The sequence below is a fragment of the Brevundimonas kwangchunensis genome (assembly GCF_039523815.1).
In the GTDB taxonomy this organism is placed as follows: Bacteria; Pseudomonadota; Alphaproteobacteria; order Caulobacterales; family Caulobacteraceae; genus Brevundimonas; species Brevundimonas kwangchunensis.
Genome location: NZ_BAAAGA010000003.1, coordinates 1 through 25,529, shown reverse-complemented (window position 1 = coordinate 25,529; position 25,529 = coordinate 1). Strand labels below are relative to the sequence as shown.

Below are 25,529 nucleotides of genomic sequence, written 5' to 3'. Positions count from 1 at the left end.
TCACAAGGTGAAGATCGGGTGGTCGGGCAGGGTTAGCGGGGTGTTGATGGGGGTAGGGATCAGGGATCAGGGATTAGGGATTAGGGAGCACGCGTATCGAGAGAGGCGTGGGATGGGTTTCGCCTGGCCCCTAGCCCCTAATCCCCAATCCTTGGCCCTAATCCCTACCTCGCCACCATGAACGCCTGCTGGGCTTTCATCATCGCGGTGATAAGGGTCTGTTCGGCGGGGGTAAGGTAGGGGTTCCAGACGTCGAAGATCAGGATCACCCGCATCTCGTCGGCGTCGTTCCAGGCCTCGTGCTCGATGGTGTCGTCGAAGACCCAGGCTTGGCCCATCTTCCATTCGCGCGTCGTGTTGCCGACGCGGAAGCGGGCGGGGCCGGGCAGGATCAGCGGCAGGTGGGTCAGCAGGCGCACATTGGCCGATCCGGTGTGGGCCGGAATGTGGGTGTGCGGCTCCAGCGCCGAGAAGACGGCGGTGGGCGCGAAGCCGTCCTGACGGGCCATCGGCAGGCCTTCGAGGATCTCGGTGGTCTTCGGACAGCGGTCGCAGACCGACTGCTGCTTCTCGCCATCCTTCCAGAGCCACAGCGAGGTCCATTTGCGCGAGTGGTTCAGTTCGCCCCACTGATTGACCGGCGCGCCTTTGGGGTAGGCGATGTAGGGCGCGAATTCGTCAAGCGAGTCTTCCAGCAAGGCCGTCAGTTCGGCCTGGATGACCGGTGTCGCCGCCTCCAGCTCGCCCAGCCAGGGGAAGAGGGTGCGGTCGTAGAAGGGGATCGCCGGCAGGCGCGGGTAGTTGAGCAGGATGGGTTCCTGCTTCGGCGGCGCCTTCACCCCCGCGTAGATCTCCAGTCCCTCGTCGAACCGATCCAGAGTCGAGGGATCGACGCTGGCGCGCAGTTCCTCGACGGCGGATCGCATGTGGTCGCGCAGAGCCTGGGCATGGCGCTGGACCACGCCGTCGGCGTGATCGATCTGGGCGACGATCGCCGGGGGGCACTGGCTGCGCGGAGGGGCGATCTTCAGGGCGTTGCGGTAGGTTTCGGCCGCAATCTTCTCGCCGCCCAGCTTCTCCAGCATCGCCGCCTTGGCCAGCAGGGCGATGAAGTCGTACGGCTGCATCGACAACGCGTCGTCCAGAACCGCCAGCGAGCCTCGGAAGTCGCCGATCAGCCGAAGGGCCAGAGCGCGGTTCAGCAGGCCGTTATGGGTACGGCCCAGCGCGTCGGCCTGATCGAGGAGTTGCAGCGCCCCCTGCGGGTCACGCCGCGCAATGGCCTCCGCCGCGCGCTGGAGCAGCATCTGCTGCTGGTTCGTCTGATTCATGCTGCATCCCCCGAGGCAAACATGAACTGACTGTAATGTGCGACATTCTGTCCGGGTCAAGACAACTTCGTCGCCTTACCGAAGAATGACGTGGGTGTGTGGCGGCGGAGGCTTCAGTCGGCGGCGGAATCCGACGCGACGCGTGGTTCGCAGCCGGGGTGGGGAAGGAAGCTCGCGCGCCGCGCGCCGTACATCAGGTCCGGCCACCGGGTAGGGGCGAAGCTTACACGGCCGGCGCGCAGGGCTTCGCGGGTATCGACGCGGGAATTCTCCGCCGGAATGCCTGCAATACACGCCGGAACGCCCCACGAGCCGACGATCCGCCACTTCGAGCCTTCGCTGGCCCAGAGCTGAACCGCGGAACCGGTGGCGACCAGCACGTCCATGACGCCGTCGTCGTTCACGTCCACGGCGCTGGCCACACAATCTCCTGACTTGCGGCATACCTCGGGCCGGGCGCCGCCCGCGGCCTCGGAGCCTTCAAACCCGTCGGGGAGACGCGAGCCCGTCGGTACGATCTCGTATACGGGGCGGATGACAACCGGTGCGGGCTCGTCGTCCCACCGGTTCGTTTGAGCGGCGGCGGCCCCGGCTTCGCGCGCGATGACCGGATCCGTCGAGCGCGACAGATGCGCCAGCGCCGTCTGACCGGCCCTGCCGGCGTGGAAGCGGAGGAAGCGATAGTCGAATCTGTCTGGCGACACGGCGCCCCGCTCCAGCCGGGCGACCTGATCGGCGACCGACAGGCGAGCCGGCGCGGCGACGGGGCTGAACAGGGCGAGGATCAAAATCACGGCGAGAATGGCGCCAGCGATATTGGTTGGCTCCAGCGGCCGCATCCATTCCTCCTTGCGGCGAAGGGTACGAAGGGCGGCCCAGGCGTAGCCGGCGGCGTGCACGGCGCCGACCAGCGCGCAGGCGAAGGCGATGACCCGGTCGGGTGTCAGGCCGTGCTGGCCGATGCGCAAGGCCAATCCCCAGAAGACGATGATGCAGAGCGGCGCCAGCAGAACGGCAGCGACGCGCGTGGCGATCTGGAGCACAAGCGGAGGCCGGTTCTCCGCACGGCCGTCCTGATAGGCCGTGTTGATCAGAACGATCAGGGCCGCGACGGCGACCAGCACCAGCGAAGTGCCATGGCCGGTATCCCAGAGGCCATTGAGGCCGGTGAACGGCAGGGCGGCCACGAAGCCGGCGGCCAGCACCGTCATCAGCAGGAGCAGCCACGACAGGAGCATCAGGGCGACGGTGCGAACGCCGCGGATGATGCCGTCGCTGACGTCGGTCAGATGGACCGCGACGGCGAAGGCGAGGGTGGTGATCGGCACGCTGAACCAGACCTTGCGCAGAAGGTCCTCAAGGAAGGTCAGGCCGATGACGCGGAACAGGGCCGAGCCGAGGAAAAGCAGAATCCAGAAGGCGCCGGTGAAGCCCACGCTGAGCGCAAGCTGGACGGCCGACTTCCACGCCGTGTCGAAGTAGTCGGCGAAGGGGGCGATCCAGCGCCGGTTCATGTCGCCCGCCAGCACCAGGTGATGGCCGATGAACAGGGCCGCGATAGCGAACAGCGGCATCGGCGAGTTGATGTAGGGCGGGTTCAGCAGTTGCTCCGCCCTCTGCGAGGCGACCTCGTGCCAGCCCAGCAGGGCGAGGATGGCGGAGGCGGCCAGAGCCCAGCCGGCGAGTGTCGGCAGGCGCATCCGGCCGAGGCTCGCGATCAGGATGATCGGCACGAGTACGAGCATCAGCAGGACCGGGACGAAGAGTTCCGGCCGGGTGGCCGGCCATGAGACCGGCGCTTCGGATGTCTGCTGCAACTGCCAGAGCGCTACGCCCTGCAGAAGACCGATCGCGGCGCGGGTCCAGATCCGGGCCCGCGGATGACCGGGACCGAGGCTGTTGCGGCCAGCATTTTCGGTGTCGGTCATGGGGTCCCTTCCCTCGTGGAGGGGAGCCTGCCCCGGATTCCGTTTGCTGTCTTGAGGATTTCCATCGCAGACGCCCGCTGTACATGCGCGCGAGCGCTTGAGTTTGCGGGGATTGCGTGTATAGAGCGCGCCTTCTCCGTCGCAGCCCTCGGGACGCGGCGGTCCTGTCCGAGAACTTCGGGGCGTGGGGGCCACCCACTGCCGTAACTGTCAGAGAGCCCTCTGGCGCCGTGGGGAGATGGGGATGCAGACGATCGCCGTCACCCGGAAACGGGGGCACGGGGTTTGAGCTTCCTTCGGACAATACGACCGGCCTGAACGTCTCGCAGCGATGCGCGGCGCTTTGGCCACAACGCAGTCGGGAATAAGCCCGGTTGCGAGTACCAAGACTGGAGACCGCAATGGACCGCGCACAAAAAGCCGAGTCGATCGAAACGCTGAAGGGCGTTTTCGCCGACGCGGGCGCCGTGGTCGTGACCCACAACCTGGGTCTGACCGTTGCGGAAATGGAAGATCTGCGTGGCCGCCTGCGTACTGCTGGCGGCACGTTCAAGGTGGTGAAGAACCGCCTGGCGCTGAAGGCGCTCGAAGCCGAAGAAGGCAGCGACTACCACGGCCTGTTCAAGGGTCCGGTGGGCATCGCGTACGCCAACGATCCGGTGACGGCCGCCAAGGTCTCGTCCGAGTTCGCCAAGGGTAACGACAAGTTCGTGATCCTGGGCGGCTTCATGGGCGACAAGGTCGTGGACGCGAAGGGTGTCGAAACCCTCGCCAAGCTGCCGTCGCTGGACCAGATCCGCGCTTCGCTGCTCGGCCTGCTCAACGCTCCCGCGACCAAGATCGCCGGCGTCGTTCAAGCCCCGGCTGCCCAACTGGCCCGCGTTTTCAACGCCTACGCCACGAAGGACGCCGCGTAAGCGGACCCGCACCTTTCATCTCTGCACACTCTCTGAACCTCATCCTACCGAAGGAACTACCCCATGGCTGATCTCGCCAAAATCGTTGAAGACCTGTCGGCTCTGACCGTCCTGGAAGCCGCTGAACTGTCGAAGCTGCTGGAAGAAAAGTGGGGCGTGAGCGCCGCTGCTCCGGTCGCCATGGCCATGCCGGCCGGTGGCGGCGCCGCTGCTGACGCCGCTCCGGCTGGCGAAGAGCAAACCGAGTTCACCGTTGTCCTGACGGACGGCGGCGACAAGAAGATCAACGTCATCAAGGAAGTCCGCGGCGTCCGTACCGACCTCGGTCTGAAGGAAGCCAAGGACCTGGTCGAAGGCGCTCCGCAGAATGTTGTCGAGAACGTCTCGAAGCAGACCGCCGAAGAAATCAAGAAGAAGCTGGAAGAAGCCGGCGCCAAGGTCACCATCAAGTAAGATGGGATCTGGCTCGTCGCCTCTCGGGGCGATGGCTCGAACAGTTGAACGGGCCGGGGATCACTCCCCGGCCCGTTTTGCGTTGTGCGGTGCGCATGGACATCCCTTTACGGTTGTGGCCCGATGGGGCGGCACACCCTGGGGAGGGACACATGCAAATCGGACAACTGGCCGCCGTCGCGGCCGTGGTGATGATGGGCGCCGCCGGGCTGGCGGGCTGTGGCGAGGCCGAGGCGAAGAAGGCGACGCCGCCGCCCGCGCCGGCCGGACCGCCTCCGCCGCCGTCGCCGGACCTGCCGCTGGATTCGCGCAAGGCCCGTCAGATCGTCGGCATGCTTCCGACCACCTGCCTGCGCGTCGCATCGCTGAAGATGGACATGGTCACGTGCGACGAGCGGCAGAACAAGCCGGCCGACCACGAGGCCCTGCGCACCGAATTGCGCGACCTGGCCTGGAACCTCCAGCAGTTGCCGGTGGATCAGGCGACCGAGCGCTGCGCCGCCATGCTGGCGGAACTGCAGGCGAAGCCCAGTCCGGCGGCCTGCGCCGACCTGGGCTACTAGAGACGAACGCCTAGCGCCGCCTGGGGGCGAAGATGTCCGCCAGGCGGTCGCGGGTTCCCTCGATCCGGACCAGGCGCGGATAGCGCAGGCCGTCGTGATAGGCGAAGGACAGGGTCCGGAACTCGTCGCCGCGCTTGACGATCAGCACGATCGGCTCGCTGCCGCCCTTGGCCGCGGTGACAGCCGCGCGCAGGGCATCGGCGGAGGCCGTGCGGTCGCCGACCGCGATCAGTTCCCAGCCGTGGCCGAGGCCTTGCTCGAAGGCGGGCGAGCCCCAGCGGACGCCGGTGATGCGATTGCCCGACCCGAGGGTGAGGCCCAGCGAATACTGGAAGTCGGTCGCCCAGCCCGAAAGCATGCGCTTCTCGACCGGCGTGAGCTCGTCGACATAGGTCAGGCGCCAGCCGGCGCGCTCGATCCCGTCCAGCGGGGCGCGGGCGTTGGGGCCGACGGCGTCCAGACGGGTGCGCAGGAAGGTCGACCAGTCGTGCGGATGCACGGCGTTCAGGCCCTGCACCACGTCGTCGAAGGTGTAGGGCTTCGCCTCCCACACGCCGTCCTCGCCGCCCAGGAAGGTGCGGGCGAAGTCGTCGAGCGACTTGCGCTCGTTGGTTTCGGACCGGATCAGCGTGTCGGCGTCCAGCCAGACGAGCAGGGCCTCACGGTAATAATCGCCGGTGCCGCGCATCCACGAAGACCAGGGATTGGTCGTGCGGTAGCCGAGCAGGTTGTGGTTGGTGGTGTCCTGCAGGGCGCGCCACTGGCGGCCGGGCTGCTGGTCGTAGAAGCCGGCGACCTCGGCGAGGTTGATCACCGCCTCCTCGAAGGTGCCGAGGCCCGAGCGCGGGGTCAGGACGTCGCCCCAGTATTCGGTCTGGCCCTCATAGACCCACATCAGGGTGTTCTGGGTCGGCAGGTTCAGATTGGCGACATACTCGTCCGACGGACGGCGGTACTTGCCGTTCCAGCTGTGGACGTACTCGTGCGGGAGCAGCCCGCGGGCGCCGTAGGCCGGATGGGCGCTGGCGAAGTAGTTGGGCGCGGCGGTGTTCTCGGACGAGCGGTGATGCTCCAGCCCGATGCCGCCCATCTGGCTGGTCAGGGCCAGCAGGAACTCGTAGCGGTCGAACTGGCGCGTGCCGAACAGGCGGTCGGCCTGATCGACCAGGGCCTCGTACTTCGCCGTCCACTCAGGCGTGATGTTGATCGAGGCGGCGGTGTCGCCGACGAGGTTCAGGTGGATCGGCGAGCGGCCGCCCGGATCGATGTCCACGCGGCGGAAGTGACGGCCGGCGAACATGGGACTGTCGGCCAGATGTTCCAGCGAGATCGGGGCGAAGGTGGCCACGTCGCCCTCGCGGGAGGTCTCGTCCAGCGCCACGCCGTACTGCCAGCCGGTCGGCAGCACGACCGACGGGGCGAAGGTGATGCGGCTGTGGTTATAGCCCGCTGGATAGAGCAGGGCCTTCTCCCACTGCAGGTTGACCATCTCCGGCGTCATGACGACGCGCCAGACGGCGTTGTCCGGCTGGGTCAGCCATTCGAAAGCGACCTCGATGCTGGTGACGCCGGCCGGAATGTCGAGGTGGAAGGCGTAGGGATCGACGGTGTCGCGCACCCATTCGATCCGCTGGTCATTTCCGGTCACCGTCAGGCCGGAGATCAGCTGGATCGGTCCGGTGTCGGCATGATTGCCCGGAATGAACTTGGGGTACTGCAGCACCAGATTGCCGGCGGAGACCGGAATGGTCTGGCGGGTGCGGATCACCTTATGATCGAGGTCGGTCAGGTCGACCCGAATGCCGATCGTGCCCGGATAGTCGCGGTCCTGCGGCGCCGGGATCGGCGGCAGGGCATGCGGAAGGCTGGTCGGGGCGGGCAGGGGCGCATTGCCCTGCGAGACGGGGACCTGGGCGAGGGCGGTCGTCGCGGCGGAGGCGAGCAGGAGGGCGAGGGCGGCGGTGCGGATCATCGTCGGGTCTCTCGTCTCTCGATTAGCGGCGGCGGGGGGCGAGGATATCGCCGAGGCGGTCGGGCGTGCCGTCTATCCGCTCCAGGTGCGGGTAGCGCAGGCCTTCGTGGTAGTCGAAGCGGATGGTGCGGAAGCGCTCGCCGTTCTTCAGCATGACCTCGATCGGCGTGGTGTTGCCCTTGGAGGCGGTGATTGCGGCGGCGAGGACGGCCGGGCTGGCGGCGCGCCCGTTGATCGCGACCAACTCCCAGCCCGAGCGCAGGCCGGCGTCGAAGGCCGGCGAGCCCCAGCGGACGGCGGTGATGCGGTTGCTGTCGCTGACCGAAAGACCCAGCGAATACGCGAAGTCGTTGCGGCTGAGCTCGGCGTTCAGAGCGCGGCTGTAGTCGTTGGGCGTCTCGCGCCAGACCAGCCGGTAGCCGCCACGCTCGATCCCGCCCAACGGGCCACGGGCGTCGGGGCCGACGGCGTCCAGCCGTTCGCGCAGGAACGGGGCCCAGTCATGCGCCTGCACGCCGTTCAGCGTCGAGGCGACGTCGTCGAAGGTATACGGCGCCGGATCCCAGTCGCCGTCCTCCGTGCCGAAGAAGGCCTTGGCGAAGTCGTCCAGCGACTTGCGGCCGTTCGACTGCTCGCGGATCAGGGTGTCTGCGTCCAGCCAGATCATCGCGCCCTCGCGATAGTAGTCCTCGCTGCGCTGGCGGCTGGGCCAGGGCTGCGGGCGACGCTGTGCGATGATCGGATCGTTGGTCGTGTCCTGCATCGCGCGCCACGCGCGGCCGGGATTGTCGTCGGCATAGCTGGCGGCGGTGTTGGCCAGCACATCCAGCGCCTGCTGCTTCGTCATCAGGCCCGCGCGGGCGGTCAGGATCAGCCCCCAGTACTGCGTCTGGCCCTCATAGACCCACAGCAGGGAGTTCTGCAGCGGCTCGTTCAGGTTCGGGGCCATCTGGTCGGCCGGACGACGCCATTTGCCGTTCCAGGAGTGGGTGTACTCGTGGCCCAGCAGGTCGCGGTCCGCGATCGTGCCGGTCGGATCGGTGAAATAGCGGGTGTCCACCGTGTTCTCGGACGAGCGATGGTGCTCCAGCCCGATGCCGCCGAGGCGATCGGTGACGCCGACGAGGAAATCGTAGTGGTTGAAGTGACGGGCGCCGAACAAGCGGTCGGCCTGCCGGACCAGCTCGCGGTGCTGACCGATGTGGGCGTCGGTGGCTTCCAGCATGGACGCGCTGTCGGCGACGACATTCATCCGCACCGGCGAGCGGCCGCCCGGATCGAGGTCGAACTGGCGGAAGTGGGCGCCGGCGAACAGGGGGCTGTCGGCCAGATGCTCCAGTGTGATCGGGGCGAAGGTCGCCAGACTGTTCTCGAACGACACTGTGTCCAGCGCCACGCCATACTGCCAGCCGGTCGGCAGGCGCAGGGTCGGGCGGAAAGTGATCTGGCGCGAGTAGTAGCCGGCCGGATAGAGGACAGCCTTCTCCCACTGGATATTGAGCATTTCGTCGGTGACGACGACGCGGCCCTGCGCTCCGTCGATGGGCGTGAGCCACTTGAAGGCGACCTCGACGGTCGAGGCGCCGGCCGGGACTTCGACCTGGAACGCGTTGGTGTGGACCGTGTTGCGGACCCAGCGCAGCGGCTGGCCGTTGGCGGTGATCTGCAGATCGGCGATGTCGTCGACCGGGCCGACCGGGCCGTGGTTTCCCGGGATCCAGAGCGGATAGAGCAGGATCAGCGGACCGGGGCCGGCGACCGGGATTGTCTGGCTGACCGAAACGATCCGACGGTCGATGTCCGTGGCGTCCACCCGGACGTCGATGACGCCAGGATAGGCCGTGTCGCGCGGTTCGGGGATCGGGGCCAAGGCGACCGGCAGGGCCGGCGTGCCGACCTGGGCCAGGGCGGGCGCCCCGGCGCCGGCGAGAAGGGCTGCGGCGCAGGCGGCGGCGAGCAGGCGGGCGGTCGGACGCATCATTGTGGGGACTCGCGAGATAACGGGTGGCGCAGATCACGACGCCGGGCGCAGGGGGTCAACCCGAGCGGGGCCGTGCCGCATTAAATCCCTGTCATATTCGCGGTTCCCGCGGTTTTCGACACAGGAACTTTCGCGGCTCTGGATCGCTGCTCCGCAGGAGGATGTCGGATGAGTTTGAATTTGCAGCGTATCGCCTACTACAGCCTGGCCAGCCAGCCGGAGGCCGCTCTGATCATGCTGGCGGAAATTCTCGGCGTTTCCGATCGCAACAATGTCCGCGACAGTCTGACGGGCGCGCTGCTGGTGAGCCGGGGCCGATTTTTTCAGGTGCTTGAGGGGGCGGCACAGGATCTGGATCGGACCCTGGCCCGTATCGCCGCCGATCCGCGACATCACAGCCTGAACGTCGTCCTGCGCGTCGACGTGAATCGGCGGATGTTCGGCCAGTGGGGCATGGTTGCTGCGCGCATAGCGCCCAGTCAGCAGCCAGAGATAGACGCCATCATCGACCGCTGCCACGACGATCCAGCTGCGGCTATCAAAGCGGCCCGGGATCTGCTGGAGCATCAGATCGCAGCATGACTGCACAGCCTGGCGATCCCGCTTCCACCTCATCCTCCCGCTTTGCGGTCCTGGTCCATGTCGCTCGCCACACGCGAGACAGAAGAGTCGTCGAATGGCTCGAATGCGAACTGCACCACGGGCGGACCGTGAACCGAGACCCTCTCCGCGCCTTCTTCTCCGTCGATTCCGCCCGACGCTGGGCCGAGGCGCAGGGCTACGAGGTGCGCGGTGAGTGACAGCGAGCTGATCCAGGCCTCGCCTGCACCGACCTCCCTGAATGGCCCGTTGGCCGCATCAGCATTCGACACGCCGCGCATTCAATTGGCGGGTACCGTGGACTACGCGATGTACGACCATTTCCGTCAGCAGATGAGTAGGGCGCCGACGGCCGGACTGGTAGTCATCGAGTTGTCCACGCTCGGAGGCGACCCGGAAGTTGCGCGGATGATGGGCGAGGACGTGCGCTTCCAGAGCGACCTGAACACGGATCGCCGGTTCGTCTTCCTCGGCAAGACGGCGATCTATTCCGCCGGGGCGACCTTCATGGGCTTCTTCGCCATTCCCAACCGTTACTTGACCCGGGGCGCGCGCGTCATGATCCACGAGCGAAAAATGGACAAGACGCTGCACGTAGAGGGGCCGCTGACGACCTGTGTGGCTTCGGTCAAGGCAGTGCTCCACGAACTGGAGCATTCTATCGCCATTCAGAACGAGGGTTTCGAGAATCTCGTTCGAGGCTCGGACATCTCCATGGATGAAGTGCTGAAACGGGCTCCCGAAAACTGGTATCTGGACGCGGACGAAGCCAAGGCCCGCGGTATCATTCAGGATGTGATCTAGCGGGCCGATCAGCCCGCCGGCTTCACTTCCAGCAGTTCGACCGTGAACAGAAGGGTCGAGTTTGGAGGCAGTTCGTCGCCGCCGACCCAGCGCTCGCCGTAGCCTAGGGCTGCCGGGATCACGAACTCGAACTTCTCGCCCTCGCGCATCAAGGCCACGCCTTCGGTCCAGCCGCGGATGACGCGGTTGAGCGGGAACTCTGCCGGTTCATTGCGGGCATAGCTGCTGTCGAACTCGCGGCCGTCGACGAAGGTCCCGCGGTAGTGAACCTTGACCGTGTCGGTCGAGGCCGGCTGACGGCCTTCCGGATGGGCGCGGCCGACGCGGCGGTATTGCAGACCGCTTTCGGTCGTGGTCCAGCCGCGGCGCGCGCCGTTGATGCGCAGGTATTCGGCGTTCCCGGCGGCCCAGCCCTCTGCGGTGCCGGTTCCGAGCTGAACCGGGGCCGGCGATTCGGGCGCGGAGGCGCAGGCGGCCACGGCGAGAACGGACAGGGCGGCGAGGGCGATCAGGGTGCGTTTCATGCGGCGACGCTAGCAGCGGTCAACGCCCGGCGGAACGGGGCTGTGAGGGTGTCGCAAGCGAAATCGGTCAGGGTGCGAAGATTTTCCACAGCGACCTTTATTTCGCCGTCAAAGCGAGTATATCAGCGCGTTCCGCTAACTCCGTAATGAGTCCGCGCGAAAGCGCCGAGGCCCGGTTTGTCGCCCTCCGACCGGTGCGAAGGCGCGCTCCTCCCCAAGGGAGCATTGAAATTTCAGGTGTCCTGGCGCCGCGAGGCCCGAGGGTGGACGCCGAAACCGATGGTCACGGGTCGCCGTATGGCGGGCCGTGGCTGCTGCATTTGAAGCGACCTGCCCGGGTCGTATTGGGAAGACAGAATGGCCAAGTCCAAAGCGGAGCTCACCGTCAACGGTCAGTTCCTCACCGCCACCTCGTTCACCGGCAAGAAGCGCATCCGTCATTCGTTCGGCCGCATCCCGGAAGCGGTGCAGATGCCGAACCTGATCGAGGTTCAGCGCGCGTCGTACGAACAGTTCCTGCAGCGCGAGGGCCGTCCGGGCCAGCGCTCTGACGAGGGCATCGAGGCGGTCTTCAAGTCGGTCTTCCCGATCAAGGACTTCAACGAGCGCGCAATCCTCGAGTACGTCTCCTACGAGTTCGAGGAGCCCAAGTACGACGTCGAGGAGTGCATCCAGCGCGACATGACCTACGCGGCTCCGCTGAAGGTCAAGCTGCGCCTGATCGTGTTCGAGATGGACGAGGAGACCGGCGCGCGCTCGGTCAAGGACATCAAGGAGCAGGACGTCTACATGGGCGACATCCCGCTCATGACGGACAAGGGCACCTTCATCGTCAACGGGACCGAGCGGGTGATCGTGTCCCAGATGCACCGTTCGCCGGGCGTCTTCTTCGACCACGACAAGGGCAAGACGCACAGCTCGGGCAAGCTGCTGTTCGCCGCCCGCGTGATCCCCTACCGCGGCTCGTGGCTGGACTTCGAGTTCGACGCCAAGGACATCGTCTACGTCCGTATCGACCGTCGTCGTAAACTGCCGGCCTCGACCTTCCTGATGGCTCTCGGCATGGACGGCGAGGAAATCCTCAAGACGTTCTACGAGACCGTGCCTTACGAGAAGCGCGGCGAAGGCTGGGTCACGCCTTACAAGGCCGAGCGCTGGCGTGGTGTGAAGCCGGAGTTCGATCTGGTCGACGCCGACACCGGTGAAGTCATCGCCGCCGCCGGCACCAAGATCAGCGCCCGTCAGGCGAAGAAGCTGGGCGACACGACCTCGTCGCTGTCGCTGGCCGCCGACGCCCTGCTGACCCGCTATCTGGCCGCTGACGCCGTCAACTACGAGACCGGCGAGATCTACGCAGAGGCTGGCGACGAGCTGGACCAGGCCACGATCGAGCTGCTGGAGTCGCACGGCTTCACCACCATCGACGTGCTGGACATCGACCACGTCACGGTCGGCGCCTACATGCGCAACACCCTGCGCATCGACAAGAACACCGGCCGCGAGGACGCTCTGTTCGACGTCTACCGCGTGATGCGTCCGGGCGAGCCGCCGACGCCGGAAGCCGCCGAGGCCATGTTCCAGTCGCTGTTCTTCGACAGCGAGCGCTACGACCTGTCGGCCGTTGGCCGGGTCAAGATGAACATGCGTCTGGAAAGCCCGGAGGTCTCGGACGAGATTCGCGTCCTGCGCAAGGAAGACGTGCTGAAGGTCCTGCAGATCCTGGTCGGACTGAAGGATGGCCAGGGCGAGATCGACGACATCGACAACCTGGGCAACCGCCGCGTCCGCTCGGTGGGCGAGCTGCTGGAAAACCAGTACCGCGTCGGCCTGCTGCGCATGGAGCGCGCGATCAAGGAGCGCATGAGCTCGGTCGATATCGACACGGTCATGCCGCACGACCTGATCAACGCGAAGCCGGCCGCCGCTGCAGTTCGTGAGTTCTTCGGCTCGTCGCAGCTGTCGCAGTTCATGGACCAGACGAACCCGCTGTCGGAGATCACCCACAAGCGCCGCCTGTCGGCCCTTGGACCGGGCGGTCTGACCCGGGAGCGCGCGGGCTTCGAGGTTCGCGACGTTCACCCGACGCACTACGGCCGTATCTGCCCGATCGAAACGCCGGAAGGCCCGAACATCGGCCTGATCAACTCGTTGGCCACCCACGCCCGCGTGAACAAGTACGGCTTCATCGAGAGCCCGTACCGTCGCGTGAAGGACGGTCAGGCCCAGTCGGAGGTCGTCTACATCTCGGCGATGGAAGAGGCGAAGTACACGATCGCCCAGGCCAACATCGAGCTGAAGGACGGCCAGATCGTCGACGATCTGGTCCCGGGCCGGATCAACGGCGACTCGCAGCTTCTGCCGAAGGAAGCCGTGGACATGATGGACGTGTCGCCGAAGCAGGTCGTTTCGGTCGCCGCCGCCCTGATCCCGTTCCTGGAAAACGACGACGCCAACCGCGCACTGATGGGCGCGAACATGCAGCGCCAGGCCGTGCCGCTGGTCCAGTCGGACGCGCCGCTGGTCGGCACCGGCATGGAAGCCGTCGTGGCCGTGGACTCGGGCGCCGTCGTGGTGGCCCGTCGTGACGGCGTCGTCGAGCAGATCGACGGCACCCGTATCGTCGTGCGCGCCACGGGCGACGTGGACGCTGGCCGTTCGGGCGTCGACATCTACCGCCTGTCGAAGTTCCAGCGCTCGAACCAGTCGACCTGCATCAACCAGCGCCCGATCGTGCGCGTGGGCGACGAGGTCAAATTCGGTGACGTGATCGCCGACGGCCCGTCGACGGACCTGGGCGAACTGGCTCTGGGCCGCAACGCCCTGGTCGCGTTCATGCCGTGGAACGGCTACAACTTCGAGGACTCGATCCTGATCTCGGAGCGCATCGTGCGCGACGACATCTTCACGTCGATCCACATCGACGAGTTCGAGGTGATGGCCCGCGACACCAAGCTGGGACCGGAAGAAATCACCCGCGACATCCCGAACGTCGGCGAGGAAGCCCTGCGCAACCTCGACGAGGCCGGCATCGTGGCGATCGGCGCCGAGGTCCAGCCGGGCGACATCCTGGTCGGCAAGGTGACGCCGAAGGGCGAAAGCCCGATGACCCCGGAAGAGAAGCTGCTGCGCGCGATCTTCGGCGAGAAGGCTTCGGACGTCCGCGACACCTCGCTGCGTCTGCCGCCTGGCGTCGCCGGCACCATCGTGGACGTGCGCGTCTTCAACCGTCACGGCGTCGACAAGGACGAGCGCGCGCTCGCTATCGAACGCGCCGAGATCGAGCGTCTGGGCAAGGACCGCGACGACGAGCTCAAGATTCTCGAGCGCAACGTCTATGGCCGTCTGAAGCCTCTGCTGGTCGGCAAGACCGCCGTCTCGGGTCCGAAGGGCCTGGGCCGCGGCGAGGTCACCGACGAGAAGCTCGGTGAGCTGTCCAAGGGTCTGTGGTGGCAGATCGCCCTCGACGACGAGAAGGCGATGGGCGAGCTCGAGGCCATGAAGAAGCAGTTCGAGGACGCCCGTAAGGCCCTTGATCGTCGCTTCGAGGACAAGGTCGAGAAGCTGCAGCGCGGCGACGAACTGCCCCCGGGCGTCATGAAGATGGTCAAGGTCTTCGTGGCCGTGAAGCGCAAGCTTCAGCCGGGCGACAAGATGGCCGGCCGTCACGGCAACAAGGGCGTCATTTCCAAGATCCTGCCGATCGAGGACATGCCGCACCTGGAGGACGGTACGTCGGTCGACGTCGTTCTGAACCCGCTGGGCGTGCCGTCGCGCATGAACATCGGCCAGATCTTCGAAACCCATCTGGGTTGGGCTGCGGCCGGTCTCGGCAAGCAGATCCAGGGTCTGCTGGAAGCCTGGCAACAGGGCGGCCAGAAGCAGGCGCTGATCGACCACCTGTCGGACGTCTACGGCAAGGACACCCCGCTGCCGCAGGACGAGGACGAACTGGTCGAGCTGGCCCGCAACCTGTCGAAGGGCGTTCCGTTCGCGACCCCGGTCTTTGACGGTGCGCACATCAACGACATCGAGGACCTGCTGGAGAAGGCCGGTCTGGATCGTTCGGGCCAGTCCATCCTGTTCGACGGTCAGACCGGCGAGCAGTTCAAGCGTCCGGTAACGGTCGGCTACATCTACATGCTGAAGCTGCACCACCTGGTCGACGACAAGATCCACGCCCGCTCCATCGGGCCGTACTCGCTCGTCACCCAGCAACCGCTGGGCGGCAAGGCGCAGTTCGGCGGCCAGCGCTTCGGCGAGATGGAGGTGTGGGCACTGGAAGCCTACGGCGCCGCCTACACCCTGCAGGAAATGCTGACGGTGAAGTCGGACGACGTGGCCGGCCGGACCAAGGTCTACGAAGCGATCGTCCGCGGCGACGACAGCTTCGAGGCGGGCATCCCCGAGTCGTTCAACGTGCTCGTGAAGGAAATGCGCTCGCTGGGCCTGAACGTGGAGCTGGAGAACAGCTGAGTGAGCGAGGGGTGAGCGGAGTGAACAGTGAGCGCGATGTCGCTCACTCCTCCGCTCACTCTTTACTTTTCACCGTTCGCCAAACCGCTCCCCAAGATTTTGACGCGGCCTTGCCGCAGAAGGAAAAAAGATGAACCAGGAAGTCCTGAACATCTTCAACCCGGTCCCGGTCACCCCGACCTTCGACCAGATCCGCATCGCACTGGCCTCGCCGGAGAAGATCCGGTCGTGGTCGTTCGGCGAGATCAAGAAGCCGGAAACCATCAACTACCGCACGTTCAAGCCCGAGCGTGACGGCCTGTTCTGCGCCCGTATCTTTGGCCCGACCAAGGACTACGAATGCCTGTGCGGCAAGTACAAGCGCATGAAGTACAAGGGCATCATCTGCGAGAAGTGCGGCGTCGAGGTCACCCTGGCCCGCGTCCGTCGCGAGCGGATGGGCCACATCGAGCTGGCTTCGCCGGTCGCTCACATCTGGTTCCTGAAGTCGCTGCCGTCGCGCATCTCGCTGATGCTCGACATGGCGCTGAAGGACGTCGAGCGCGTCCTGTACTTCGAGAACTACATCGTCACCGAGCCGGGCCTGACCCCGCTGAAGCAGAACCAGCTGCTGACGGAAGACGAGTTCTATCGCTACCAGGAAGAGTTCGGCGATGACGGCTTCACCGCCGAGATCGGCGCCGAGGCTGTCCGCAACCTGCTGATGGGCATCGACCTCAACACCGAGGCCGAGAAGCACCGCGCCGAACTGGCCGACAATCCGTCGGAAATGAAGGCCAAGAAGGCGTCGAAGCGCCTGAAGCTGATCGAGGCCTTCCTCGAGAGCGGCAACAAGCCGGAGTGGATGATCCTGAACGTCGTTCCGGTCATCCCGCCGGAACTGCGCCCGCTGGTGCCGCTGGACGGCGGCCGCTTCGCAACGTCGGACCTGAATGACCTGTACCGCCGGGTCATCAACCGTAACAACCGTCTGAAGCGCCTGATCGAGCTGCGCGCGCCGGACATCATCATCCGTAACGAAAAGCGGATGCTGCAGGAATCGGTCGACGCCCTGTTCGACAACGGCCGCCGCGGCCGCGTGATCACGGGCGCCAACAAGCGTCCGCTGAAGTCGCTGGCCGACATGCTGAAAGGCAAGCAGGGCCGCTTCCGTCAGAACCTGCTCGGCAAGCGCGTCGACTACTCGGGCCGTTCGGTCATCACCGTGGGTCCGGAGCTGAAGCTGCACGAGTGCGGCCTGCCCAAGAAGATGGCTCTGGAGCTGTTCAAGCCGTTCATCTACGCGCGTCTGGACGCCAAGGGCCTGTCGGGCACCGTCAAGCAGTCCAAGCGCATGGTGGAGCGTGAGCAGCCGCAGGTGTGGGATATCCTCGACGAGGTCATCCGCGAGCACCCGGTCCTGCTGAACCGCGCGCCGACCCTGCACCGTCTGGGCATCCAGGCGTTCGAGCCGAAGCTGATCGAGGGCAAGGCCATCCGCCTGCACCCGCTGGTCTGTACTGCGTTCAACGCCGACTTCGACGGCGACCAGATGGCCGTGCACGTCCCGCTGAGCCTTGAGGCCCAGCTGGAAGCGCGCGTCCTGATGATGTCGACCAACAACATCCTGTCGCCCGCCAACGGCAAGCCGATCATCGTGCCGTCGCAGGACATCGTCCTGGGCCTGTACTACCTGTCGCTGGTCAAGGACGGCGAGCCGGGCGAGAACAAGCTGTTCGCCAACATGGGCGAGATCGACGCCGCGCTCGACGCCAAGGTCGTGACGCTGCACACGAAGATCAAAGCCCGCTGGACGGAAATGAACGCCGAAGGTCAGGTGGTGACGAAGGTCATCGACACGACCCCGGGCCGCATGAAGCTGGGCGCGCTGCTGCCGCATAACGCGAACATCGGCTACCGCCTGCTCGAGAAGAACCTGACCAAGAAGGAAATCGGCAACCTGATTGATCAGGTCTACCGTCACTGCGGTCAGAAGGCGACGGTCATCTTCGCCGACCAGATGATGCAGCTGGGCTTCCGCGAAGCCGCCAAGGCCGGCATCTCGTTCGGCAAGGACGACATCGTCATTCCGGAAGCCAAGGCCGGGTTCGTCGCCGAGACCCGCACCCAGGTCGAGGAATACGAGCAGCAGTACGCCGACGGTCTGATCACCAAGGGCGAGAAGTACAACAAGGTCGTCGACGCCTGGGCCAAGGCCACGGACAAGATCGCCGACGCGATGATGGGCGAGATCGCCCAGCCGCGCGTGCTCATCAAGGGCCAGAACCCGGACATCAACTCGGTGTTCATGATGGCCAACTCGGGCGCTCGTGGTTCGCAGGCGCAGATGAAGCAGCTGGGCGGCATGCGTGGTCTGATGGCCAAGCCGTCGGGCGAGATCATCGAGACCCCGATCATCTCGAACTTCAAGGAAGGCCTGACCGTTCTCGAGTACTTCAACTCGACCCACGGCGCCCGTAAGGGTCTGGCCGACACCGCGCTGAAGACCGCCAACTCGGGTTACCTGACCCGCCGCCTGGTGGACGTTGCGCAGGACTCGATCGTCACCGAGGACGACTGCGGTTCGACCCGCGGCATCACCCTGCGCGCAGTGGTCGAGGGCGGTGACGTCCTCGTTTCGCTGGGCCAGCGCGTCCTGGGTCGCTATGCGGCCGAGGACATCAAGGAGCCCGGCACGGACACGGTCATCTTCCCGGCAGACACCTATCTGCAGGAAGAGGAAGTCGAGGCCATCGAGGCCGCCGGCGTTCAGTCGATCAAGGTCCGTTCGGCCCTGACCTGTGAAGCCGAAGCCGGCATCTGCGCCTTCTGCTACGGTCGTGACCTGGCCCGCGGCACCAACGTCAACATCGGCGAAGCGGTCGGCGTCATCGCCGCCCAATCGATCGGCGAGCCCGGCACCCAGCTGACGATGCGGACCTTCCACATCGGCGGTACGGCCCAGGTGGCGGAAACCTCGTTCTACGAGGCCACCAACCCGGGTACGGCCAAGATCACCGGCCCGACCGTCAAGGCGGCGCACGGCGATCTGGTCTCGATGAGCCGCAACGTCGTGATCACCGTGGTCGTGGACGGCAAGGACCGCGAGACCCACAAGGTCCCGTACGGCGCCCGCATCCGCGTCAAGGAAGGCGCGGACATCGCCAAGGGTCAGCGTCTGGCCGAGTGGGACCCGTACACCACCCCGATCATCACCGAAGTGGGCGGCACCGTCCGCTTCGAGGATCTGGTCGAGGGCCTTTCGGTCCGCGAGGAAACCGACGAAGCCACCGGTATCGCGCAGCGCGTGGTTTCGGACTGGCGTGCCAGTCCGCGTGGTTCGGACCTCCGTCCGGCCATGGGCGTCACCTCGGGCGACGCCTACGCCAAGCTGGCCTCGGGCTCCGACGCCCGTTACCTGCTGCCCGTCGGCGCCGTTCTGTCGGTGGCGAATGGCGACGTGGTCAAGCCGGGTGAGATCATCGCCCGCGTTCCGACCGAAGGCGCCAAGACCCGCGACATCACCGGCGGTCTGCCGCGCGTCGCCGAACTGTTCGAAGCTCGCCGTCCGAAGGACTGCGCGGTCATCGCCGAGATGGATGGTCGCGTCGAGTTCGGTCGCGACTACAAGAACAAGCGTCGCATCAAGATCACCCCGGAGCCGGATGCCGATGGCAACCAGGCCGAGGCAGTGGAATTCCTGATCCCGAAGGGTAAGCACATCTCCGTCCACGACGGCGATCTGATCCAGAAGGGCGACTACATCATCGACGGCAATCCGGATCCGCACGATCTGCTGCGCATCCAGGGCGTCGAGGCGCTGGCCGAGTACCTCGTGAACGAGGTGCAGGAGGTCTATCGACTGCAGGGCGTGCCGATCAACGACAAGCACATCGAGGTGATCGTTCGCCAGATGCTGCAGAAGGTGGAAGTGCTGGATTCGGGTGAAACCACCCTGATCCGCGGCGACACCGTCGAAGTCGCCGAAGCCGTCCTGGAGAACCAGAAGGTCGAGAAGCGCGGCGGCCGTCAGGCCATCACGCAGCCGGTCCTGCTGGGCATCACCAAGGCGTCGCTGCAGACCCGCAGCTTCATCTCGGCGGCGTCGTTCCAGGAGACCACCCGCGTCCTCACCGACGCCTCGGTCAACGGCAAGCGCGACACGCTGGAAGGCCTGAAGGAAAACGTCATCGTCGGCCGCCTGATCCCGGCCGGTACGGGCGCCTACCTGCGCAGCCTGCAGAAGATCGCCAACGAGCGCGACGCCGAGCTGACGCAGGCTCGCGAAGACGCTGTCGAGCCGCTGCCGGCCGACCTGGCGCTGGAGCTGGAGAAGTCGGAAGGCTGATCCGGGTTCGGAAACTGAACTGAAGGGAGCGGCTCCGGCGATGGGGCCGCTCTTTTCTTTTGTGCGCTGACGCTCGCGCCGCGGGCGCTCGCTGCTTGAGCGCGCAACCGCGCACTGCCGACCTGGGGGCTGCCGCTGTGCAGGCGCGGGGGCGAACCTAGGGCGTGTCGTCGGTGTCCCGGGGGGACGATGCGCCCGGCGTCATCGGCGTGCCCGAGGCGCGAGGGCCATCGCGGCGCGTGCGGATGTTCTGCGTCGAGTCCGGTCGCAGGGACGGATCCAGATGGGCGCCGGCGACGCCGATACCGAAGTTGGAGCCGACGCCGTCCTGCGGGCCAACCAGCCCGGAACCGCCCGAGAGCGGCCGTCGGCGGGCCTCGTACTGCTGGAGTTCACGAGCGCCCTGACGGGCCAGTTCGGCGTCGCGACGGGCGTCTCCCGTTCCGTCGATCGGAGGGGCGGCGGCGGCGCGTTCGCCAAAGCGCTCATCGCAGACGGTTCGTTCCGCTTCGGTCAGCAGTTGTGGGCTGGCGCAGCCCGGGCCACGGGTGCGCAACCCGCGACCGATCCTGTCCCCGAGCGTATCCGGGCGGACCGTCCATCCACCCGCAGGCGGCGCCGGCGCTCCCGCTGGCGCTGCTCCCGCGGGCGCACGGGGCGCCGGCGGGGAGGGGCTCTGATCCTCATCGTCCTCGGTCTGCCGCTGGAACGGCAGGCGCAGGCCGAAGACCGTGGGCTGGGTCGCCGGCGCGGGCCGGGGCTCACTGGACGCAGAAGCGGGAGAGGGAGACGGCGTGGGCCGTGGCTGCTCGTTCTCCAGCAACGGCCGCGGTTCGATCTCAACGAGGATCACCTGCTCCGGAGCGGGCGAGGTCGTCTCCATATGAATGGTGCGCAGGCCAAGTCCGCCGAGCACCAGGGCGTGGGCGAGCACAGAAGCGCCGACCAGCGCCGGCTTTCGCCATTTTCGGATATCGCCTGATCGCGCGATCATGCCCACTCCCTGTTCAAACCGGAAGTGATCCGGCGAGCGTGGCCGTATTGCGGCTTGTGCGGTGTCATCGCTCCGTGAACAGCGAACGAAGACCGGGATACTCTCCTTCGCCCCTCGTGTAGTCGCGCCACGCCTCGTTCGCGCGCCTCTGGCGTTCGAAGCCCTCCTCGCGGTTCTGCTCGGAGCGGCTCGGGCCGGCGGGCAGGGGATCGGCATGACCTTCGGGCATTTCAGGGCGATGCATGGCGGACCCGGTCAGGCAGACCCTTTGGCCCAGCCGGTCGCCCGGAGCGGCGGGGCAGGGGATGCGGGCGACGCGGCCCATGGGGGTGCCGGGGGCGGACGGATCGAGCGGGCGTACGCGCCAACGTTCCTCAATGACAGGGGCTTCGGCGGGGACGGTCGGCGCGGTGGAACCCGCAGGCAGGGTCTGAGGGATGCGCGGCTGTATCGCTGATGGTCCCACCGTTCTGGCGCCCGGCGACGGCGTCGAGGTTTGCGCAAGTCGGCGCGAGCGGACGACTGGCATGGGCGTAAGGTCCAGCGGGATGGTCTGATACTCGATCGGCTGTAGCGGGCGGATCAGTCGCGGAACGGCCAGACCGATCGGGATCAGTATGAGCAGATGAAGCAGAATCGATAGCAGGATGACAGGAACACGGGTCCTGAAGGCGACCGAGATCGTTCCCGCTATGGTCATTGCGATCCCGCAATTGCAACTTCATGTCATGTGGTGCGGCGAGCGTGGCCGTATTGGGGCGGAGGTCGTGTGCGGGCCTTTGCCGGCGGCAGGAGTGGCCAATGAAGCGGATGCTTTCCATTCTCGCGATGTTGATGATGAGCGCCTGCGCCTCGACGCCGTCAGCGCCGCCGGATCGCGGGTTTGTCACCCTGTCCTGCGTGGTCGGGTCCGACCGGCGCCTGGAGAATTGCAGGGTGCTGCGCGAGCGGCCTGCAGGGGCAGGATTCGCAGCGGCGGCGTTACAGGCGGCGCAATCCGACGGCGCCCGCGCGCCGGAGAATGCCCGTCCGGGGACGCGGATCACCTACGGCACGGAGTTTCGGGAGGAGCCGGAGGCGGAGCTCCCTTGACCTGGGGGCCCCACGCGCGTAGAAGCCGCGCACTTTCGAGAGGGATGTCCCCGGACCTCCTCCGCGATCGTGACAACTCATCGACACGGGCTGTGCCCGCCGGATCGCCCAAAGCGCGCGTTCCGGCTTTTGTGTTTGTCGCGAGCGAGGCTCGAAATCTCACCCGAGGGTGGCGATCTCGCCATCCGAAAAGAAGGCTCACCGGGGCGCTCCGGCCGAAAGGCACACGCCCCCATCGACTAGAAGAGAACGAGTACTCGATGCCTACGATCAACCAGCTGATCCGCAAGCCGCGCGCCCCCAAGCCGGTCCGCAACAAGGTCCCGGCCCTGAAGGGCTGCCCGCAGCGTCGCGGCGTCTGCACCCGCGTCTACACCACGACCCCGAAGAAGCCGAACTCGGCTCTGCGTAAGGTCGCCAAGGTCCGTCTGACCACCGGCATCGAAGCCGTGTGCTACATCCCGGGCGAAGGCCACAACCTGCAGGAGCACTCGGTGGTGCTGATCCGTGGCGGCCGCGTGAAGGACCTTCCGGGCGTTCGCTACCACATTCTGCGCGGCGTGCTCGACACGCAAGGCGTCAAGGACCGCAAGCAGCGCCGTTCGCACTACGGCGCCAAGCGTCCGAAGTAAGCGACCGCTTCATTCCATTCGCCGGTCCGCGCCCGTGGGGTTCGGATCGGCCGTTCGATATCGATCTAGAAGGCCAAACCCATGTCCCGTCGTCACCGCGCCCAGAAGCGTGAAGTCCTGCCGGATCCCAAATTCGGTGACCTGGTCGTCACCAAATTCATGAACTACGTCATGTACGAAGGCAAAAAAGCCGTCGCCGAAAACATCGTGTACGGCGCCTTCGACATCCTGGCAGACAAGAAGAAGGACCAGGAGCCGGTCGCGACCTTCCACGACGCCCTGAACAACGTCGCCCCGTCGGTCGAAGTCCGTTCGCGTCGCGTCGGCGGCGCCACCTATCAGGTGCCGGTCGAGGTCCGTCCGGACCGTCGCCGCGCCCTGGCCATCCGCTGGCTCGTGAACGCCGCCCGCAACCGCGGCGAAAACACGATGACGGAAAAGCTGGCCGCCGAACTGCTGGACGCTTCGAACAACCGCGGCACCGCCGTGAAGAAGCGCGAAGACACCCACAAGATGGCCGAAGCCAACCGCGCCTTCAGCCACTACCGCTGGTAACGCCTTCAAGGGGCCATCACTGGTTCCTATCTACTGACTATCCGGCGCGGGCGGTTTGAGCTAAATCGCCCGCGCTCGCTTATCCGAACATCCCTCTGGCGCTGGAACCGGCGCCGCATTGACCGCAAGGCACGCTCCCATGCCCCGCACGCATAAAATCGAAGACTACCGCAACTTCGGCATCATGGCGCACATCGACGCCGGCAAGACGACGACGACCGAGCGGATCCTGTACTACACCGGCAAGAGCCATAAGATCGGTGAAGTCCACGACGGCGCCGCCACCATGGACTGGATGGACCAGGAGCAGGAACGCGGCATCACCATCACGTCGGCCGCGACGACCGCCTTCTGGCAAGAAAAGCGCCTGAACATCATCGACACCCCCGGCCACGTGGACTTCACCATTGAAGTCGAGCGCTCGCTGCGCGTGCTGGACGGCGCCGTGACCGTGCTGGACGGCAACGCCGGCGTCGAGCCGCAGACCGAGACCGTCTGGCGTCAGGCCGACAAGTACAAGGTTCCGCGCATCGTCTACGTCAACAAGATGGACAAGATCGGCGCCGACTTCGACAAATCGGTCGAGTCGATCCGCGACCGTCTGGGCGCCAAGGCTGTGCCGATCCAGTTCCCGATCGGCGCCGAGAGCGACCTGAAGGGTCTGGTCGATCTGGTCCGCATGACCGGCGTGGTCTGGGACAACGACGGCCTGGGCGCTTCCTACAAGGACGTGCCGATTCCGGACGACCTGGTCGAGAAGGCCAACGCGGCTCGCCAGTACCTGATCGACAACGCCGTCGAACTCGATGACGAGGCCATGGAAGCCTACCTCGAGGGCAACGAGCCGTCGGAAGAAACCATCAAGAAGTGCATCCGCAAGGCCGTTCTGACGGGCGCCTTCTATCCGATCCTGTGCGGCTCGGCCTTCAAGAACAAGGGCGTGCAGACGCTGCTGGACGCCGTCGTCGACTACCTGCCGTCGCCGGTGGACATCCCGCCGACCCCGGGCATCGACTTCAAGACCGAAGAGCCGATCGTCCGCAAGGCGTCGGACGATGAGCCGCTGTCGGTTCTGGCCTTCAAGATCATGGACGATCCGTTCGTCGGCTCGCTGACCTTCTGCCGCCTGTACTCGGGCAAGATGGAAACCGGCATGAGCCTGCTGAACTCGTCGCGCGACAAGCGCGAGCGCGTCGGCCGCATGCTGCAGATGCACTCGAACAACCGCGAGGACATCAAGGAAGCCTACGCCGGCGACATCGTCGCCCTGGCCGGCCTGAAGGAAACCCGCACCGGCGACACCCTGTGTGACCCGCTGAAGTCGCCGGTCATCCTGGAGAAGATGGAGTTCCCGGCGCCGGTCATCGAGATCGCCGTCGAGCCCAAGTCGAAGGCCGACCAGGAGAAGCTGGGCGTCGCCCTGGCCAAGCTGGCTTCGGAAGATCCGTCCTTCACCGTCTCGACCGACCACGAGTCGGGCCAGACGATCCTGAAGGGCATGGGCGAGCTGCACCTCGACATCAAGATCGACATCCTGAAGCGCACCTACAAGGTCGAGGCGAACATCGGCGCGCCGCAGGTGGCCTACCGTGAATCGCTCGGCCGCAAGGTCGACATCGACTACACGCACAAGAAGCAGACCGGTGGTACGGGCCAGTTCGCCCGCGTCATGCTGACCTTCGAACCGGGCGAGCCGGGTTCGGGCTTCATCTTCGAGTCCGCCATCGTCGGCGGCGCGGTGCCCAAGGAATACATCCCGGGCGTCGAGAAGGGTCTGGAGTCGGTGAAGGACAGCGGCCTGCTGGCGGGCTTCCCGCTGATCGACTTCAAGGCGACGCTGACGGACGGCAAGTTCCACGACGTCGACTCCTCGGTCCTGGCCTTCGAAATCGCGTCGCGCGCTGCGTTCCGCGAACTGAAGGAGAAGGGCGCGCCGAAGCTGCTCGAGCCGATCATGGCGGTGGAAGTCGTGACCCCCGAGGAATACCTCGGCTCGGTCATCGGCGACCTGAACGGCCGTCGCGGCATGATCCAGGGTCAGGACATGCGCGGCAACGCCGTCGTCGTGAACGCCTTCGTGCCGCTGGCCAACATGTTCGGCTATGTGAACACGCTGCGTGGCATGTCGCAGGGCCGCGCCCAGTTCACCATGCAGTACGACCACTACGACCCGGTGCCGCAACACGTCGCCGACGAAGTGATCAAGAAGTATTCCGCCTAAACCCAACCAAGCCCGGCAGGCCCACAAGGCCTGCCGGACCCCTGAAAACCCCAAGGACTACAGCCCCCTCATTTCAGGGGACGGAGAGAAGAGAATGGCCAAGGAAAAGTTCGAACGCACCAAGCCGCACTGCAACATCGGCACGATCGGTCACGTTGACCA

19 protein-coding genes are annotated in these 25,529 nt (G+C 66.0%); 12 read left to right on the top strand and 7 right to left on the bottom strand.

Annotated elements, in window-relative coordinates; genetic code table 11:
• Positions 1 to 164 precede the first annotated feature (164 nt).
• Positions 165 to 1,331, bottom strand: coding sequence for an aspartyl/asparaginyl beta-hydroxylase domain-containing protein (locus tag ABDZ95_RS07625; protein ID WP_343792339.1), 1,167 nt, complete (start codon positions 1,329 to 1,331; stop codon positions 165 to 167).
• Positions 1,332 to 1,444: 113 nt separating this feature from the next.
• Positions 1,445 to 3,259 (bottom strand): DUF4153 domain-containing protein, encoded by a 1,815-nt coding sequence (locus ABDZ95_RS07620; RefSeq protein WP_343792337.1) that lies wholly within the window; start codon positions 3,257 to 3,259, stop codon positions 1,445 to 1,447.
• 401 nt (positions 3,260 to 3,660) lie between these two features.
• On the opposite strand from ABDZ95_RS07620, the gene rplJ reads away from it, so the two are divergent.
• The 3 genes from rplJ to ABDZ95_RS07605 all read left to right on the top strand — a co-directional run bounded on the left by rplJ (position 3,661) and on the right by ABDZ95_RS07605 (position 5,192).
• Positions 3,661 to 4,176 carry a 50S ribosomal protein L10 gene (gene rplJ / locus ABDZ95_RS07615; RefSeq protein ID WP_343792335.1) on the top strand — a complete coding sequence of 172 codons (516 nt, stop codon included), beginning with the start codon at positions 3,661 to 3,663 and terminating at the stop codon, positions 4,174 to 4,176.
• A 63-nt stretch (positions 4,177 to 4,239) separates the two neighbouring features.
• Positions 4,240 to 4,629, top strand: a complete 390-nt coding sequence (gene rplL / locus ABDZ95_RS07610) for a 50S ribosomal protein L7/L12 (RefSeq protein ID WP_343792333.1) — start codon at positions 4,240 to 4,242, stop codon at positions 4,627 to 4,629.
• A 152-nt stretch (positions 4,630 to 4,781) separates the two neighbouring features.
• Positions 4,782 to 5,192 (top strand): hypothetical protein, encoded by a 411-nt coding sequence (locus ABDZ95_RS07605; protein WP_343792331.1) that lies wholly within the window; start codon positions 4,782 to 4,784, stop codon positions 5,190 to 5,192.
• Between the two features lie 10 nt (positions 5,193 to 5,202).
• Here ABDZ95_RS07605 and ABDZ95_RS07600 read toward each other — a convergent pair whose 3' ends face one another.
• Both ABDZ95_RS07600 and ABDZ95_RS07595 read right to left on the bottom strand, forming a co-directional pair.
• Positions 5,203 to 7,164 carry a M61 family metallopeptidase gene (locus tag ABDZ95_RS07600; protein WP_343792329.1) on the bottom strand — a complete coding sequence of 654 codons (1,962 nt, stop codon included), beginning with the start codon at positions 7,162 to 7,164 and terminating at the stop codon, positions 5,203 to 5,205.
• A 22-nt stretch (positions 7,165 to 7,186) separates the two neighbouring features.
• On the bottom strand, positions 7,187 to 9,145 hold the full coding sequence (locus ABDZ95_RS07595; RefSeq protein WP_343792327.1) for a M61 family metallopeptidase: 1,959 nt from the start codon (positions 9,143 to 9,145) through the stop codon (positions 7,187 to 7,189).
• Between the two features lie 168 nt (positions 9,146 to 9,313).
• Between ABDZ95_RS07595 and ABDZ95_RS07590 the strand changes: the two genes are divergently transcribed.
• Complete coding sequence (locus ABDZ95_RS07590; protein ID WP_343792324.1) at positions 9,314 to 9,727, top strand: BLUF domain-containing protein; 414 nt, start codon at positions 9,314 to 9,316, stop codon at positions 9,725 to 9,727.
• 210 nt (positions 9,728 to 9,937) lie between these two features.
• A complete protein-coding gene (locus ABDZ95_RS07585; RefSeq protein WP_343792322.1) occupies positions 9,938 to 10,549 on the top strand; it encodes a peptidase S14 in 612 nt (203 codons plus the stop codon).
• 8 nt (positions 10,550 to 10,557) lie between these two features.
• Here ABDZ95_RS07585 and ABDZ95_RS07580 read toward each other — a convergent pair whose 3' ends face one another.
• Positions 10,558 to 11,073: an FKBP-type peptidyl-prolyl cis-trans isomerase gene (locus tag ABDZ95_RS07580; RefSeq protein WP_343792320.1), complete on the bottom strand. Its 516-nt coding sequence runs from the start codon at positions 11,071 to 11,073 to the stop codon at positions 10,558 to 10,560.
• Positions 11,074 to 11,430: 357 nt separating this feature from the next.
• On the opposite strand from ABDZ95_RS07580, the gene rpoB reads away from it, so the two are divergent.
• Both rpoB and rpoC read left to right on the top strand, forming a co-directional pair.
• Positions 11,431 to 15,546 (top strand): DNA-directed RNA polymerase subunit beta, encoded by a 4,116-nt coding sequence (gene rpoB / locus ABDZ95_RS07575; RefSeq protein ID WP_343792318.1) that lies wholly within the window; start codon positions 11,431 to 11,433, stop codon positions 15,544 to 15,546.
• Between the two features lie 130 nt (positions 15,547 to 15,676).
• On the top strand, positions 15,677 to 19,873 hold the full coding sequence (gene rpoC / locus ABDZ95_RS07570) for a DNA-directed RNA polymerase subunit beta' (RefSeq protein WP_343792316.1): 4,197 nt from the start codon (positions 15,677 to 15,679) through the stop codon (positions 19,871 to 19,873).
• Positions 19,874 to 20,030: 157 nt separating this feature from the next.
• Here the strand turns inward: rpoC and ABDZ95_RS07565 are convergent, their stop codons facing one another.
• Positions 20,031 to 20,867 (bottom strand): hypothetical protein, encoded by an 837-nt coding sequence (locus ABDZ95_RS07565; RefSeq protein WP_343792314.1) that lies wholly within the window; start codon positions 20,865 to 20,867, stop codon positions 20,031 to 20,033.
• Positions 20,868 to 20,931: 64 nt separating this feature from the next.
• The gene (locus ABDZ95_RS07560) at positions 20,932 to 21,567 is read right to left on the bottom strand and encodes a hypothetical protein (RefSeq protein WP_343792312.1); all 636 of its coding nucleotides are present in this window, start codon (positions 21,565 to 21,567) and stop codon (positions 20,932 to 20,934) included.
• 101 nt (positions 21,568 to 21,668) lie between these two features.
• Here ABDZ95_RS07560 and ABDZ95_RS07555 point away from each other — a divergent pair, with 101 nt between their 5' ends.
• From ABDZ95_RS07555 to ABDZ95_RS07535, 5 genes are all read left to right on the top strand, one after another.
• Positions 21,669 to 21,959 carry a hypothetical protein gene (locus ABDZ95_RS07555; RefSeq protein WP_343792310.1) on the top strand — a complete coding sequence of 97 codons (291 nt, stop codon included), beginning with the start codon at positions 21,669 to 21,671 and terminating at the stop codon, positions 21,957 to 21,959.
• Between the two features lie 260 nt (positions 21,960 to 22,219).
• A complete protein-coding gene (gene rpsL / locus ABDZ95_RS07550) occupies positions 22,220 to 22,591 on the top strand; it encodes a 30S ribosomal protein S12 (RefSeq protein ID WP_056453566.1) in 372 nt (123 codons plus the stop codon).
• 81 nt (positions 22,592 to 22,672) lie between these two features.
• On the top strand, positions 22,673 to 23,146 hold the full coding sequence (gene rpsG / locus ABDZ95_RS07545; protein ID WP_343792308.1) for a 30S ribosomal protein S7: 474 nt from the start codon (positions 22,673 to 22,675) through the stop codon (positions 23,144 to 23,146).
• A gap of 139 nt (positions 23,147 to 23,285) precedes the next feature.
• On the top strand, positions 23,286 to 25,367 hold the full coding sequence (gene fusA / locus ABDZ95_RS07540) for an elongation factor G (protein WP_343792306.1): 2,082 nt from the start codon (positions 23,286 to 23,288) through the stop codon (positions 25,365 to 25,367).
• Positions 25,368 to 25,461: 94 nt separating this feature from the next.
• Positions 25,462 to 25,529: hypothetical protein (locus tag ABDZ95_RS07535; RefSeq protein WP_343787503.1), on the top strand; the 68-nt coding region annotated here is incomplete at its 3' end.

Coding starts and splice junctions, on each gene's coding strand:
- ABDZ95_RS07605 (WP_343792331.1), top strand. CDS start 4,782: ATGCAAATCGGACAACTGGCCGCCGTCGCGGCCGTGGTGATGATGGGC.
- ABDZ95_RS07600 (WP_343792329.1), bottom strand. CDS start 7,164: ATGATCCGCACCGCCGCCCTCGCCCTCCTGCTCGCCTCCGCCGCGACG.
- rpoC (WP_343792316.1), top strand. CDS start 15,677: ATGAACCAGGAAGTCCTGAACATCTTCAACCCGGTCCCGGTCACCCCG.
- ABDZ95_RS07590 (WP_343792324.1), top strand. CDS start 9,314: ATGAGTTTGAATTTGCAGCGTATCGCCTACTACAGCCTGGCCAGCCAG.
- ABDZ95_RS07595 (WP_343792327.1), bottom strand. CDS start 9,145: ATGATGCGTCCGACCGCCCGCCTGCTCGCCGCCGCCTGCGCCGCAGCC.
- rpsL (WP_056453566.1), top strand. CDS start 22,220: ATGCCTACGATCAACCAGCTGATCCGCAAGCCGCGCGCCCCCAAGCCG.
- rplL (WP_343792333.1), top strand. CDS start 4,240: ATGGCTGATCTCGCCAAAATCGTTGAAGACCTGTCGGCTCTGACCGTC.
- ABDZ95_RS07565 (WP_343792314.1), bottom strand. CDS start 20,867: ATGATCGCGCGATCAGGCGATATCCGAAAATGGCGAAAGCCGGCGCTG.
- rplJ (WP_343792335.1), top strand. CDS start 3,661: ATGGACCGCGCACAAAAAGCCGAGTCGATCGAAACGCTGAAGGGCGTT.
- rpoB (WP_343792318.1), top strand. CDS start 11,431: ATGGCCAAGTCCAAAGCGGAGCTCACCGTCAACGGTCAGTTCCTCACC.
- ABDZ95_RS07580 (WP_343792320.1), bottom strand. CDS start 11,073: ATGAAACGCACCCTGATCGCCCTCGCCGCCCTGTCCGTTCTCGCCGTG.
- ABDZ95_RS07620 (WP_343792337.1), bottom strand. CDS start 3,259: ATGACCGACACCGAAAATGCTGGCCGCAACAGCCTCGGTCCCGGTCAT.
- ABDZ95_RS07560 (WP_343792312.1), bottom strand. CDS start 21,567: ATGACCATAGCGGGAACGATCTCGGTCGCCTTCAGGACCCGTGTTCCT.
- rpsG (WP_343792308.1), top strand. CDS start 22,673: ATGTCCCGTCGTCACCGCGCCCAGAAGCGTGAAGTCCTGCCGGATCCC.
- ABDZ95_RS07555 (WP_343792310.1), top strand. CDS start 21,669: ATGAAGCGGATGCTTTCCATTCTCGCGATGTTGATGATGAGCGCCTGC.
- fusA (WP_343792306.1), top strand. CDS start 23,286: ATGCCCCGCACGCATAAAATCGAAGACTACCGCAACTTCGGCATCATG.
- ABDZ95_RS07625 (WP_343792339.1), bottom strand. CDS start 1,331: ATGAATCAGACGAACCAGCAGCAGATGCTGCTCCAGCGCGCGGCGGAG.